The sequence below is a fragment of the Spirosoma litoris genome, from assembly GCF_054776755.1.
On the sequence record NZ_BAAHBI010000057.1, the window covers coordinates 103,821 to 117,532 of the forward strand.

The 13,712-nt window shown below is 46.6% G+C and carries 11 protein-coding genes; 2 read left to right on the top strand and 9 right to left on the bottom strand.

From position 1 onward, the window contains the following. Positions 1-9 precede the first annotated feature (9 nt). From ACYVGR_RS30015 to ACYVGR_RS30055, 9 genes are all read right to left on the bottom strand, one after another. Positions 10-1,026: a hypothetical protein gene (locus ACYVGR_RS30015; protein WP_460963664.1), complete on the bottom strand. Its 1,017-nt coding sequence runs from the start codon at positions 1,024-1,026 to the stop codon at positions 10-12. Between the two features lie 30 nt (positions 1,027-1,056). Continuing rightward, complete coding sequence (locus ACYVGR_RS30020) at positions 1,057-2,055, bottom strand: hypothetical protein (RefSeq protein WP_460963665.1); 999 nt, start codon at positions 2,053-2,055, stop codon at positions 1,057-1,059. A gap of 52 nt (positions 2,056-2,107) precedes the next feature. After that, the gene (locus ACYVGR_RS30025) at positions 2,108-4,615 is read right to left on the bottom strand and encodes a TraG family conjugative transposon ATPase (RefSeq protein ID WP_460963666.1); all 2,508 of its coding nucleotides are present in this window, start codon (positions 4,613-4,615) and stop codon (positions 2,108-2,110) included. Positions 4,616-4,618: 3 nt separating this feature from the next. Further along, a complete protein-coding gene (locus ACYVGR_RS30030; RefSeq protein WP_460963667.1) occupies positions 4,619-4,981 on the bottom strand; it encodes a DUF4133 domain-containing protein in 363 nt (120 codons plus the stop codon). 8 nt (positions 4,982-4,989) lie between these two features. After that, a complete protein-coding gene (locus ACYVGR_RS30035; protein ID WP_460963668.1) occupies positions 4,990-5,301 on the bottom strand; it encodes a DUF4134 family protein in 312 nt (103 codons plus the stop codon). Between the two features lie 110 nt (positions 5,302-5,411). After that, on the bottom strand, positions 5,412-5,750 hold the full coding sequence (locus ACYVGR_RS30040; RefSeq protein ID WP_460963669.1) for a DUF4134 family protein: 339 nt from the start codon (positions 5,748-5,750) through the stop codon (positions 5,412-5,414). Between the two features lie 140 nt (positions 5,751-5,890). Next, positions 5,891-7,093, bottom strand: a complete 1,203-nt coding sequence (locus ACYVGR_RS30045; protein ID WP_460963670.1) for a hypothetical protein — start codon at positions 7,091-7,093, stop codon at positions 5,891-5,893. Between the two features lie 163 nt (positions 7,094-7,256). Beyond that, positions 7,257-8,039: a hypothetical protein gene (locus ACYVGR_RS30050; RefSeq protein WP_460963671.1), complete on the bottom strand. Its 783-nt coding sequence runs from the start codon at positions 8,037-8,039 to the stop codon at positions 7,257-7,259. Positions 8,040-8,044: 5 nt separating this feature from the next. Next, positions 8,045-8,755, bottom strand: a complete 711-nt coding sequence (locus tag ACYVGR_RS30055; RefSeq protein WP_460963672.1) for a ParA family protein — start codon at positions 8,753-8,755, stop codon at positions 8,045-8,047. A gap of 991 nt (positions 8,756-9,746) precedes the next feature. On the opposite strand from ACYVGR_RS30055, the gene ACYVGR_RS30060 reads away from it, so the two are divergent. Next, entirely contained in the window at positions 9,747-10,223 is a 477-nt protein-coding gene (locus tag ACYVGR_RS30060) for a plasmid mobilization protein (RefSeq protein WP_460963673.1), read from the top strand. Positions 10,224-10,236: 13 nt separating this feature from the next. Continuing rightward, a complete protein-coding gene (locus ACYVGR_RS30065) occupies positions 10,237-13,620 on the top strand; it encodes a relaxase/mobilization nuclease domain-containing protein (protein WP_460963674.1) in 3,384 nt (1,127 codons plus the stop codon). Positions 13,621-13,712 lie beyond the last annotated feature (92 nt).

Here is a 13,712-nt window from a genome sequence, read left to right on the forward strand (position 1 = left end):
TTGGGGTACTTATTTTTTTGGTAGCGGCATGTAGGTATCCTTACCGCCCAATGCATCCGTCAATTGCTTACGCTGATCTTTTCGCATACTGCCTTGTATGTGTTGATTGACTTTTTTGTTGATGCCCTGTAGGTTACGCACCCGTTCTCGCATACGGTCGAGTATCGCCCGCTTCATCACCATCCGGTCATAGTGAGAATAAGCCACCATTTCCTTTTCTTCCATGGCATCATTGTCATACTCCTTGTTAGAAATGGCCATGAGGAGTTCCTTATATTTTTTTGCATCATCCATCACGATGGCATCGGAGACAAACGCGTGCCAACCATGCTCTACCTTATTTCCCGGCGCGTTTGGATCGATTTCCGGATAAAGCCACTTCAGTTTACTATGGGTATCCTCATCCTTGAATCCATCCATCACCACCACGTGTTCGCCCCAGAGTTTATCGTGTTCACTTTCCGACAAGTGATCGGCCACCGAATTTTTGAGTTCAGGTAAGCTTTTCCATTTAGCGTTCATCCGGGCGTAATTGACCTTGAAATCCTGATACTTGGTTTTCAATTGCTTATTGAGGGAATTCCTCGACAGGACCTTCACCCGATCGATAGCTTTCGCCAGATTTTCGTCCTTCTTCTTTTGATAGGTAGACATGATCTTCTCTGCCATTGAACCAATGGGCATCATATCGGCGAACATCTTGACGAGTTCGTCCTTGAGCTTATCAATTAAAATATCGGTAAGCTCAACCTGGTAATCCTGTAAGCCACTCATGATCTCCCCTCCTCTTACGCGCAGGATGTTATCGACCTTCGTTTGGACGTCGAGTGAGGAGCCCCAGTCAGTATGCACGTACATAGGATCGGGCAGATCGTTGATCGTGTTGCCCGTCCCCGGCGTTGGATTACTAGGATCATACACCTGAGCGCGAACCGGTGATACCCATACGCTTAGGAGAAAAAAAACAAGCCAGAAGCATCCCAGTCTGCTGGTTGGGCCGGAACCGTGTAGGTTTGAAATACGCATGATCGTAGAGAGTAAGCGATGAGAACTGATTTATTTAATTCGGCGAACCCGCGGACTACCATCGTTACCACCCGTGTCTGCGGTGCCAATCAGATCATCCAGCGTATTATCCCGCTGGGCATCCTTCATCCGATAGACGAAGACTGCCTTGACTTTGGCCTTCACCGATTGAGCCCGTTTTTCGCGGTCGAGAATACGCTTATACGCTTCATCCAACGTCCGAATTCGGTCTGCTTCGGCCATGTAAGCCGTGGAGGACGAGTGATTCGTGGCGAACTTGACTTCATTGACGATATCACTCATATCCGATAGTCCACCGATGAGGGCTTGCAACTGGGATTGCTCACTGGCCGTAAACACCTTATTGCTGGCCATTGAATTGATCTGTTTGATCGTATACTCAACCGCCTGCGCGTGTTCTTTTAAATGCAGCGTTTTATAGTAATCGCTGAAGCCGGCACTTAGCTCGGTATTCCCCTTCTGCTCGGCGAAATCGACTTTTAACTGTTGGTAGTCTATCTTCTGTTGTTTTGTGTAAGCATCTTTCATTAGCTTTTTGAGGGCCTCCACGCTACGGATCGGGGAGGCTCCGAGCAAACTCTGAAGTTGGCTCATCAGCCAGCCTTCCAGCGCATCGGTTAATCCCTGAAGAATCTGGTCTTCGTACTCACCGATCAGATTTTCGACCTCCGATTTTACCTTATCGGCATACGTGGTGACCTTTTGACCAACGAACGAACCAAAGCTGCTTGATCCACTTGTACCATCATCGCCAAGATGCTCGCCAATGGGATCAACAGGGGGAACATTTCCAGGGGCCATACTCAGCGAACCTGGTTTGCTTGGGTCATAGGAGGGGGGCCAGGTTGACGGATCGTTGGGGTTGAACAATGGGTCGGTCGAAGGATTCCATGATCCCGTTGTTGAAACGGGGTCCGTCGTTTGGCCAAACGCAGGCAGGTAACCCCAAACCGGGCCTATCAAGCCTAGCAATAGCCCCAGAAGCCCGTGCATGAGTAAGTGTTTCATAGAAGATTGGATGTTATGGCTTGTTTAGACATGATCAATGCAGTCGGCCAGCTTACCCATGCTGTTCCCGATAGGAGCGGATACCTAAATCGTAATTGCCCCCGTTCTCCGCTACAAGCTTTTTGACGGCCTCTTTTTCACTCTGTTCGGTGGTGAACGCCAGGTATTCCTCGACGGACACTTCCAGTCCATAAACCAGGCTGATTTGACCCGCGAAGCTCACAAAGAACTCTTTGTAATTCCGGGTTGCATTCAGATCGCGATTAACCGAGAGGGCCAGGTTCTTTTCCTGATCGGTCAGCGCCAGGAACTTCTTTACTTCCTCAAACCGGTTTTTGTACTTCTTCTGATCCATCAAAATACGGGTGTCCGCATTGTTGATAATCGAGTCCTTGACGATCTTATTCCCCAGGATATCGTCGATGTCCTGGGTCACAATCCAGGCTTCCCCAAAATGCTTACGAACCGTCTTATACAAGTACTTAATGTATTCAGCCATCTTCTCTTTCATAATGGCTTTCCACGCTTCCTCAATAAGGATAATTTTACGAATGCCTTTGAGCGTACGCATTTTCGTAATAAATGTATCCATGATGATGATGGTGACCACTGGAAACAGAATGGCGTTGTCTTTGATATTATCGAGCTCGAAGACAATGAAGCGTTCATTGGTCAGATCAAGATTATCCTCTGAGTTTAGCAGGTAATCATATTCCCCACCCCGGTAGAAGGGCTCCATAACGACAATGAAGGCGTCGTAATCAAACATTTTGGCGGTTATACCCCGGCTATCAAGCGCCTTTTTGAAGTCATCTTTGAGGAACTCAAAAAAGGAATTGAACGAGGGAAAGATCTCCGGGTTAAGGTCCAGATGGGAAAAGTACCCATTGACGGCTAGTGACAGAGCGGTCTCCTCCAGCCGGCTCAGGTTTTCCTCCTCTTTTTTCCAAAGTGAAAGCAGCAAGGCCTTGATCGATTCCAATTTTTCAATGTCCGGTCTGGCACGACCCTCTATGAAAAAGGGATTGAACGTAATAGGTGCTTCCGGTTTATACGTTAGATACTTTCCGCCTAACATCGAGCATAGGCCTTCGTACGAATCGCCAACGTCGACGATTACCATATGGGCTCCCTGAATAAAATAGGACCGCAGGAAATGGTTGGTCAAAAAGCTTTTGCCCGAACCGGAAGGACCCAGGATGAATTTATTCCGGTTTGTGATCCAGCCTCGCTTCATGGGCGCGTCCGAAAAATCAACATACAGCGGTTTACCCGATAGCCGATCGGTTACCCGGATGCCCACGCTCGAATACGAGTTTGGCGAAACGGACTCTTCGTTTAACAAGCAAAGCGCCTGGGGCGTAAATGCCCAGAACTTATCTTCATCTGGCAGGTCGGCAGCATTGCCCGGAATCCCGGCCCAGAACATGGATAAACTGTCATTAGTCGAATTTTCCCGGGGCCGTACCCCCATCTTGGCAATTGCCGCGTTGGTTTTGTTGCGTAGTTGTGGCAGATCCGCCTTATCATTTGTCCACACCAGCAGGTTGTAGTGTGCCCTTACGGGCGGGTAACCTGTGTCGGCCGCGTAATGCAGGTAATCGTTTATTTTGGCTGCATTACTGGCATTAGCTTTTGTGAAGGACGCCAAGGCGGTCATTTGGGTAGCCCGCGCTTCCAGTTGCGGAAAGATTTCGTTACGATCTTCTTTAAAAATATATTGGTTATATACGTGGTTGACCCCCAGCATTAAACTGACGGGAGCAGCAAAGCCCACCGATACCGTTGAATTCTCCGTGGACAGCGCACTCACCTCATTGTGGGTATACACGGTATCCGGTAAGTCTTCAATATCTGAAAGAGAGAAGTATTTAACAATCTTATCACCAATCATCAGATCCTCTCCCCGTCGTATATCACACAGCGGTACCACATCCGCTTCAGCCTCCAGACTCATGTAGCGTTCGAGAATACCCGGCTTATCGCCCTTCTGATAGATTTCCTCACCCGCCAGCCGACGCATGCTTACGTTGCGCGTTGAATTGATGATCGAGACGAACTGTTCGATGGCTGAATAGAACTCTGACAGCTTGATCGGGTCTGAAATCTCCTTTGACAGAAACCGGCCGGACACCAGGCTGGTCTGCATAGTCGAGACGGCCCGCTTGGAGGTTTTAGTTAGGTATAAATAGCAGCGGTGGTTCAGGTAGGGTCTCTCGTGAAAATGCCGGGCCGATGCTTTATCCAGAAATGTATTTCGAAACCCTCCTTCCTCTACCCGCGTCGGGTCATAGGTGTCAACCGTGAAAAAGTCCTGTTTATGAAAAATAGAGTGTTCTGGTAAAACGGAGAGCGCCTTACCCCACATTTCATTTAATTCACGGAAGTCACCCGTTTCAACCCTAAATTCACCTTCCGTGACGTGCGCGGAAAGCGTGTAGATCTCAGGTAAGATCATTTCATAACAGACGGTAATATCGCCCATCTTAGAAATGATGCAGTCATTCTCAATTGACCGCAGAGGCCAATACTTCATTAAGTCTTCTGTGCGTTGGGCCATGATTTAGTTGCGTTTTAGTTTAAATCGATCCCAGGTTGACGTTTTCACCTCTCGCTTGATCAGCATATCCCGGTAAGGCCGGGTGCTGCGCACCTGAATGACGGTTGGATACCGATTCCGCGCATTGAATTTGGCTAGTCCACGTTCGCCATGCTTTTTACTGTAGGAGGCCAGTGTATTGTAGCCTAGAAAAACCATGACGAACATGACGCCATAGGCATACACGGCGGGTACGCCGATGAGCATAGCGATGGTAGCCACCACCATGCCGCCAACCGTGCCACCCGCCAGGTAGATCAAATAATTCATACCCCGAATTCCGAGTACCTCGGGCGGGCGATCAACACCTTTATTGATTTGATACATTGTGCGTCTTAGCGGAAAAGCAGGTCAAAGAAGTAAGGGAAGTACAGGCAGAACAGACAGGCAAATATCCAGGCGAATATGGATCGGTACATGTCCGGATCAGCCATCTGAAATTTGTTATAAACCTTCACCGAGCCGATCATCGCGCAAATCATCGCCACTGTTCTGCCCAGAAGCTTCATGGCCTTGTAGGCACTTGATATCTGATACGTAGCTTTGGCTACGGCTGTCGGAGGAGCGCCCCCCGCCCAGACATCTGAACAAGTCAGTAAGAGCAGGGACAAAAGAACCAGCGGGAAAAACCAAGGCCTAGTCAACATGAGGATACCATTAAGAAGTGAAAGAATGCTTGTCGGGGTCAGCTGTAAACGACGAACCCCACCGTCAGGCAGGGTTCGGCGATTGTGACCTAGGTAATCGGTGAGCCATATCAACCTGGAGAAAAAACCGCACCCAATATAACGACGACCAGTCCGGCAAAAATCAAGGCACCGAACCAGGAAGCCGCGGCTTTTCGGGTATCAGGATCACCATTGGACCATTTCCCGTATACCGACGCAGCGCCGACCAGACCGATGATCGCCATGACGGTGAACATCAACTTTTGTACCGTTGGCCACATAGCCCGAATGCCTGTGTTGGCTTGTTCCAAACCAGCCGCAGCCGTGGCTGCTCCAGCATTGGCCATGGCATACGCGCCAATGCTCAGGAGCGCGCAGGTGATTACCAGAGTTCGGGTATTCCACCCCCTTACAGTTAGTTTTTTCATAAGACTATGAAAGGTTTGATTCATTAGAAATAGACCCCCGTCTATCTTGATTCAAAAGTATTGATTCAAAACTACCCTAAAACAAAAGCCTTTAATTATTTTTTTTTCGGTCACACTTTTAGAAAAAAATGCGTGTACTCTTAATCAGCTTCTACTGGAGCCGGTTCGCTAGCGGGCTCAATTAGTCCAAACTTTCGCCCGATAGCAGCAACATCATCATCATATTCTCCTAAGTGTTCAGGCAAGTGCCGGAATACAGCCGTCAACCGTAGAGCAGCATTTGCGTCGTTATTTAGATTGAAATGATCAATTGCTCGTATGACCTGACGAACTCGATGCTTGACCTCCCGAGAAGGTGCTCTTCGTTTGATAGCTTCGACCACATTAAAGCCTAATTCCCCTGTTTTATTTAGGTTAGCGAAATAAGGCAATGCTTCATGCCGTATCTCAGGTGCTGGTTCCAAGACATCCGATGCATCGAATGTTTGGATTGTGCCATCCGGTACCAGAATGGATAATTCGTCCATCGTCATAATAAACTCAGTGGCCGGAGCACTCTGTGATTCCTCATCTGAAGGATTCGTTGTCAGCTGCGTGTTTAATCCGCCACCAAATGAGTGCTCATTATCATTATCGTCATCATCCTCGCCAAAATCATAGTCACCAGCATCATTAGCTGTTTGGTCTTCTACTGTGGACTGAGCCAAGTTGGAAGGTGTGTCTTGATTGACTTGCATTGAACGATGAACCTCATAAAGGGCGATCATTTGCTGCTCAATACGCCGGGTACTTTCTTTTAACACAGCAAACATCGCCTCTATCTGCTCCGGGCTTTGAGGCTTATCAAAGCTATCCGAAGGAAGTTGAGAAGCAATGCTGCCGAAACCAGAGAAAGTCAGCTGACCCATTGGCGGCGTGAGCTGGCCATTGGCAACCGCTTGCAAAAGCGATTCGTTAGTATGTTCCTCAAATGATTCGTCCTCTAATGCTTTATTTAGGTACGCATCCTGGTCTGTTTGATTTGACCCGGCGGGAGACGACCCAGGAGAATCAATGATCTGATTTGTGGATGCGGAAGAATCAGCAGTGGACGGCGATGATGACGGTATCTTACTACCTATGCTGACAACTTCACCCAATATGGAATCTGGTTTCGATTGGGTAAGGCCCGGATGAGGTTTTTTCGAATCAGCTACGTTAGTGAGCATCTCGGATGAAGAAGTAGCTCTACGACCAACGGATAGATTAATATCGATCCGATCTTTTCCTTTAAAAATTAATTGTAGTAGCCAGACCATTCCAGTAACGGCAATAACAATGGCTAGAAATCCAAGTAAATTCATTAGCAAAAGGTTTTAATTGTGGATAATTACTATTAGGTCAAATGCTGATAAGCACTTACTTAACGACCGAGGATTCGTAGAACCTGCGTCTTATTGGCTACAGCCATTGAGGCACTATACAATACTCTTCATGGGTAATGGTTTGAACACTAAAATAAAAAATTTAGGGATTTACACTACGTTTAAATAGAGTCAATTTTTTTCGATGTTGGATAAGTTGCTGCTCTTGTTGTTCAATACTGAGTTGCTCAATATCGGATGCGTATTTTATGAAGAACTCTTTCAAAAGATGGTTAACTAAATTATCTGCAAAATATTTTGGCTGATCGACCCTTGCACTGCAGTCAACAATAATTTGAATTAGTTCAGCCATTTCTTCCGAAAGGCGCACTTTAGATTCTCCTTTTGCGAAAAATCCTGTTGAAAATCTATTTGGTAAAGAATTGATAAGTTTGACAACAGCTAATGTAGACTTGGTAGACACTTCAGTTTTAGCTCTTGATCGTTTAGTTACAACCTGATGCTGCTCATTAGATTCTTTCGAAAAGGCATCCATTGATGTAGAATCTTTGTCAGCAAGGTTCTCTACTCGATTTGGTTCCCTAGGGGGATTGTCCAAAATTTTGGACAAACCGTTATCCTGACTGGCATCTCTTTCACTGCCTTCATTTAAATCTAAGACTATATTTTTGGAGTCATTAGGTGCTATTGAAGCATCTTTGAACTGTGAAATGACAGATGATTCAAGCGGTTCAGTGTTCGATTCACCTTCAAGATGGGAATTCAATTTGCCCCTATGGTCGTCCGCAGTTGAAGGTTTGTTGTCTTCAGCGGTCGGGTTCATGATTTGTTCATCAGCGCGTTTCTGACGGACTTGCGATAAATAGGTAGCTATACTACCCTTGGGCTCTAACTCCGGTAGAGGAGGTAATTTAACTTTTGCCATATCAACTAATTAATTAGAACAGTTGTATTTGCCTTATTTAAGAGCAGCGTACCAGCTTCATCAACGAATTCACTAATCGATTCAGGCTGCGGGGTTATGGTATTTAGAAGCTGACTTACTTTAACCGTCTCGATTAACATGTACTGAAAAATATGCGGGTTGAACTTGGATCTAAAGTATTCTTCATAAGCCTGGCGCTCGGCGATTTTATGGTTCTTCTTAATTTTGGTCCATACAACACTTATAGTCACTTTCTGATTTAGCGATCGAATCATAGACATTGTTTCCAATGCTGCCGTAATAGATTTATACTCTAGCTCTACAGGGACTATTATTAAATCCAAAGAATCGATTAAATAATCAATACCTTCAACATTAAACGTACCCGGAATGTCAATTAAAATGAATTCTAAATGTTCGCTTGTTTTCATTCCTTTTAATGCAACTGTTCCTTCCTTAACAGTAGCATCAATAACAGGATAGTAGTTAATTGGAGAATCAGCCGGTGTTAAGGATTCATCTTGTTTCTTGCCCTGTTTTTCTTTTAAATCCAGTAGATCCTTTGCTCGGGTTCTTGTAAAAGAGTGTTGAGGAAAATCTGCATCAATTACAGCAACTCCAGCACCAATTGAATGTAAAAAAGTAGCTGTTAATATTGATAAAGTGGTTTTGCCTGTACCCCCCTTCTGTGACATGAAACTGATTACTTTAGTCATGGCTTATTTTGTTTATTGATTAAATTGATTTGAGAATTTTTTGAAAAATTAAGTCTTTAGACTCAACCAACATCATGTAATTAAAATTTTAATCACGTCAAACGAACCGTTGAATTGACGTCCTAGCCCTTCTAATTCTCCTGCATCTCTAAGTCTTCTAGGTACCTTATCTTGCCTAGTTACCCTAGCTCTACTAGTTCACCTAAGTCCCCTAGCTGTCCTAAGTAACCTAGCTATCCTACATCTCCTAGATTTCCTAGCTACCCTAGACTTCCTAGCTCTGCTACCTACCCTAACTTTACTACCTACCCTAGCTTTCCTACATCTCCTGGCCCTCCTGGACTTCCTAGCTCTCCTAGCTAACCTAGCTCTCCTAGCCCTCCTAGCTTTCTTAACTACCCTAGACATCCTAGACTTCCTAGCTACCCTAACCCTCCTAGTTTTCCTATGAATCCTAGCTCTCCTAGACTTCCTAGTTCTCCTACCAGATGATCAGAATGGGCGATTACAGTCTCTTTTATCCAAAAGTAGGGCTTGTCAATACACTCTTATCTGTAGGTATAAATTATTTTTTTTTCGGTCGCACTTTTCTTAATGCACCTATTTTTTAGTTTTACAAGACAAGCTACCTTTGAAATGATGATCGGATAATAGCCCATTGTAACTCATTTAAAATAAAAAAATGAATCATTGGCTAATAACCAGTTAAGTCAATCCCTACAAAATCTTTGAAAATGCCGGTTTTTGAGCTTGTTCGCCCATCGGGGGCTTTTCTCGCCCGAAAACCGGTTCGCCACTGCGAAAGCAAGATGTGTTTTTCACGGTGTAAAACTCTTCCTACGGTCGAGTTTACCCCGCTCAAACGAATCTTGCTCTGCGAGGCTAAAAAGGCGGCATTTCGGGCTCGTTAACACATTCGCCCGATGCCGAGTCACCAACCACCTTCTAAGCAGGTGGCGGCTATAAGCAGATTATTAACCGCAATAATGCTATGAAAACAAAGCGCGTCACAACGTCGAAAGCGGACAAAACGATGGGGACAAAGGCATCAAGAGGAGGCCGCCCGATTAAGGATGCCAAACTGGTCTGCAGTGAAAAGCTAACGCTCTACTTGACTCCGCCAGAAATGATCATGCTTACCGGTAATCATGATAACGCCAGGCGGGGTGTAAAGCTTTCCTTAAATGAATTCGCCAAACAACAACTTTTTCCGCGCCGAAAAGTAGCCGTGACGTCTACTTCCAGCCTAAATCAGTATCAGTTAAAAAAGCTTAATGAACTTGTCAGTGAACTGCGTCATATCGGGGTAAACTATAATCAATCTGTCAAGCGGCTTAATCAATATCATTTTCCCGAACAGCTGCATGGTGAATTTGAAAAGAATGCCCGTTTAGCCGGCGAGATTCTAACATTAATTCAACAGGCCAAACAGCTCTTTGAATCGCTAGAAAAATCAACACCTCTTTAACTATATACAGGCTATGATTGCCAGAATTAACACGGGGGCTAAACCAGCGGGTGCTGTTTATTATAATGAATATAAAGTCTCCCATGGCGAAGCGCGTTACCTTGGTGGATTCAACGCTATACAATACGAGCGAAATGAGTTAAGCGTAGAAAATAAAATTGATGTCCTAGATTTATACGCTGCGGGCAACCCGCGCATTGGCAAGCCAACGTTTCACGTTTCCTTAGCCTTTCATCCCGACGAACAATTATCCGACGAAAGGATCAGTGAAATTGGCCAGCAATACATGGAACGGTTGGGGTATAGTCATCAACCCTATTTGATGTATCGTCATGAAGACACTCATCATCCGCACATACACATTGTCTCTGTATCAGTCGATGGCGAGGGAAATCGAATTTCTGATTCTCATCAGCAGCGACGTAGTAATGCCATTCGCCAGGCGCTGGAAAAAGAATACGGCCTGGTTGAAGCTGAGAAGCAAGGCAAGCAAGTACTGATGAATGGGTTATTACCCGAGCAGGTTTTAAGCTATAAAGAACCCGAAGCTAAAAAAGCAATCGGTAACGTGGTTCGTACGGCCCTGACAGATTATAATTTTTCCAATGTGATGACCTTTTCCGAGTTTCTCCACCAGCACCGGGTACAGATGAATCAGTTGAGTGGCGTGGCAGCTGACGGAAAGCCCTACCAGGGCATTACGTTTCAATTGCACAATGGGCCGAACGATCAACGAGGGGAAGCAATCGGCCCGGCTATCAAAGCCAGTCGTTTTGCGTTTGCACCGACCTACGAACGACTGGAGCGCAAGTTCAAACAGAACGCTACCCGCATCCGCAGTGGTAAAGAAGCTACGCGGCAACGGATTCACAACAGTCTGGGGTCGTACAGCCAATTGAGTGAAGCGGATTTTAAAACTCAGTTACGAAGCGCCGGAATTCAGGTGATCGATACGGGACAGCAGTACGTGTACGTCGATCATAAAAGTCGCAATGTATACGATGAAAATGAACTTGGACCAGCCTATACCCGCTTGGTTCAACGAGCCGCATTCACTGACCGGAGTGTTAGGCTTGACACGCTTCAAAACCGAGTTCGGGCATCCTCCTCAAGCACCACCGATCTACCACCACGAACTAAGCGCTCAGCCGAGTCCGTCGAGCCGACAAAAGGACAAAGCCAAAAGACGGAGCCAACTTCCCAGGAGCTCGCTCTGCGTCGACGAGTTAGTCACTTTTACCAGCAGATACGGCAGCAAGGTGTTGATGGCAAAAAGCCATACTTTTTTGAGAGCCAACTCATCCGTCAGTTTCCCCATGAGCCACTGACCAAGTTGTTAATAGGGGAGGGGGTAAATCTCCAATCCGCCCGGCAGGCAGTCACTCAATTTGAAGCCTACAAACAAAGTCAATTACCCGAGATCCGGTCAAAAGAAGAGGCCTATTTTAGCCAGACCGCCAATCAATTCGTTTCCCTGGCCAGCGAGTTTCCACTATCGGCAACCAGTAAACGGGCGTTTCTGACGGCCGCTGATTTCGTATTTACGGTTGATCAGGGAACGCTGACGCACCGGGAAGACGCACAGCTACGTTATGTTATACCCTTGTCTATTCAAAAACAGCTACAACAGGATCAGGGGCCGTCACTGGCCTTTCGAAGTCGTCTAACTAAACCGGAACGATTGCTGTATGGGGCGTTAGCCAGTGGACAACTGCCCCCCGACCCAATCAGCTTTTACCAGGTATCGGCTGCTCACCTCAAAGCGGTCACGGGCCCGCGATTTGACCATGTCGCCGTAGGGCTAAATAAATCCTATGCCAATCAGGTAAGTACTTACCTGAACGACCAAAAACCCCTACTTCCTCAACTTCAGGCCAGAGGTTTTGTCATCGACGCGTTAGCCAGTGGTGCCTATCGAATGGGACACTATTTAACCCGCTCAGACGGATTTACTCCCGTGCCAGATGCATTGGCTCGTCGATTACAGAAAGAGTCCATACCCACGCTAGCGGATCAAACCCAAACATTGCAATCGTCGGCGGGGCGCAGTCTGGTTTCCATGAGCCAGGCAATAGACCTCAACAATACGGCATTGATGCAGGGAGAGCTTGGCCGGTGGCATCGTCAGACCAATCATTCACCGGGTTCGGGTTCGCTGATGGAGCAAGCCATGAGAGTACAAATTCAGCTACTGGCTCAACTGGAATCAACTGCAGGGAATAATGCAACACCGGAAGCAAACAAAGAGATCAGCTTACCAAACAAACCAGTAATCCCTCAACCAGTATCCACCGTAAGCCAGGACCTGGTAAGACTTTTACAACAAGCTGATTTAACGGCTCAGCAACGCTACCAGATTACCAAACAGCTAGGCTTGGTCTGGCAACGAACTGAATCCGGGCAAGTGCGGCTAAAAGAAGGTGAACACTCAACCCATCCCGGCCGCTTCTATACATTAACCCCTTCCGAACAAACTTACTTTAGCCGTCCCGTTTCTAATGAACTTATAAGCCCCCGTCTCAACGCGGCCGATCGAGCCTTATTGCGGGCCATCAGTCAGGGCAACGATTTCACCAGTCTAACTCGTCAGCAGGTGGCCAGTCTAACGCTGCCAGCCGTAGAAACTATCCTACCCAAGCAGATGCTGCCAACCTTTCAACGCTGGTACAATGAACAACGGGGAAGCCAAGTTTTAAGCGACACCACTCAACAATTCGGCGATCCCGCTACAACTCGGCCTGGTGACGCCCGACGGCATCTATCAGCCTTGTATCAACGGGGATTTTTAATCAAACAGGAAGTTGATTCTACCAACAAACCGGTATTCCGAATGGGGCACTATAAAACGGACTCCGCCAGCTACGTAGCGGTGCCGCCGGAAATTGCGCAAACCTTTAGCCGCCAGTTTCCTTCTCAACCGGGAAAGAATACCTATGTACTCGAAGGGGCCTGGCCAGCGCCCGATTCGGTTGCCGCCCAACGGATGCGGTCATTAGCCCGGGCCGTCGATAGCGACGTTGAACCCGGCAAAATCAATTTATTAATTGACCGAATCCACGACCGGTTTCCTCATTTATCGCGAATTCGAGAGCCCCAACTTTTATTGGATCAACTCGTGAGTCAACCACGAGCGAATCGTCAGCCGACCAAGGGCCAAACGTCAGGGTCGCAACCACTACTCGCCAGTCCACAGAATTTCGCTTTGTCAACTAGTACATCTATGCTGAAGCAATCTTCATCCAGTGACAGTTTACAATCTCTGCTGGACCGATTTGAAAACCAGGCTCCCCAGAAAGGACTCTTGGATATATTGGGTGAGTCGGCTAGTGCCATTCGGCCCAAGAAAAGACGAGTTGGCGAGGATATGCCCGTGAGACGCCGAGGCCGTAAGCGTTGATTTTATTTTTAATAATTGTGACCGAAAAAAAAATAATGTAATAGCATCAAATGATATGTGATTGACAAGAGTCAATTTTGAAACAGTCTATA

What these genes read in the sequence shown, in the direction of transcription:
- ACYVGR_RS30055 (WP_460963672.1), bottom strand. Translation starts at nt 8,755, where the DNA reads ATGACTAAAGTAATCAGTTTCATGTCACAGAAGGGGGGTACAGGCAAA.
- ACYVGR_RS30065 (WP_460963674.1), top strand. Translation starts at nt 10,237, where the DNA reads ATGATTGCCAGAATTAACACGGGGGCTAAACCAGCGGGTGCTGTTTAT.
- ACYVGR_RS30020 (WP_460963665.1), bottom strand. Translation starts at nt 2,055, where the DNA reads ATGAAACACTTACTCATGCACGGGCTTCTGGGGCTATTGCTAGGCTTG.
- ACYVGR_RS30030 (WP_460963667.1), bottom strand. Translation starts at nt 4,981, where the DNA reads ATGTATCAAATCAATAAAGGTGTTGATCGCCCGCCCGAGGTACTCGGA.
- ACYVGR_RS30050 (WP_460963671.1), bottom strand. Translation starts at nt 8,039, where the DNA reads ATGGCAAAAGTTAAATTACCTCCTCTACCGGAGTTAGAGCCCAAGGGT.
- ACYVGR_RS30045 (WP_460963670.1), bottom strand. Translation starts at nt 7,093, where the DNA reads ATGAATTTACTTGGATTTCTAGCCATTGTTATTGCCGTTACTGGAATG.
- ACYVGR_RS30035 (WP_460963668.1), bottom strand. Translation starts at nt 5,301, where the DNA reads ATGTTGACTAGGCCTTGGTTTTTCCCGCTGGTTCTTTTGTCCCTGCTC.
- ACYVGR_RS30060 (WP_460963673.1), top strand. Translation starts at nt 9,747, where the DNA reads ATGAAAACAAAGCGCGTCACAACGTCGAAAGCGGACAAAACGATGGGG.
- ACYVGR_RS30025 (WP_460963666.1), bottom strand. Translation starts at nt 4,615, where the DNA reads ATGGCCCAACGCACAGAAGACTTAATGAAGTATTGGCCTCTGCGGTCA.
- ACYVGR_RS30015 (WP_460963664.1), bottom strand. Translation starts at nt 1,026, where the DNA reads ATGCGTATTTCAAACCTACACGGTTCCGGCCCAACCAGCAGACTGGGA.
- ACYVGR_RS30040 (WP_460963669.1), bottom strand. Translation starts at nt 5,750, where the DNA reads ATGAAAAAACTAACTGTAAGGGGGTGGAATACCCGAACTCTGGTAATC.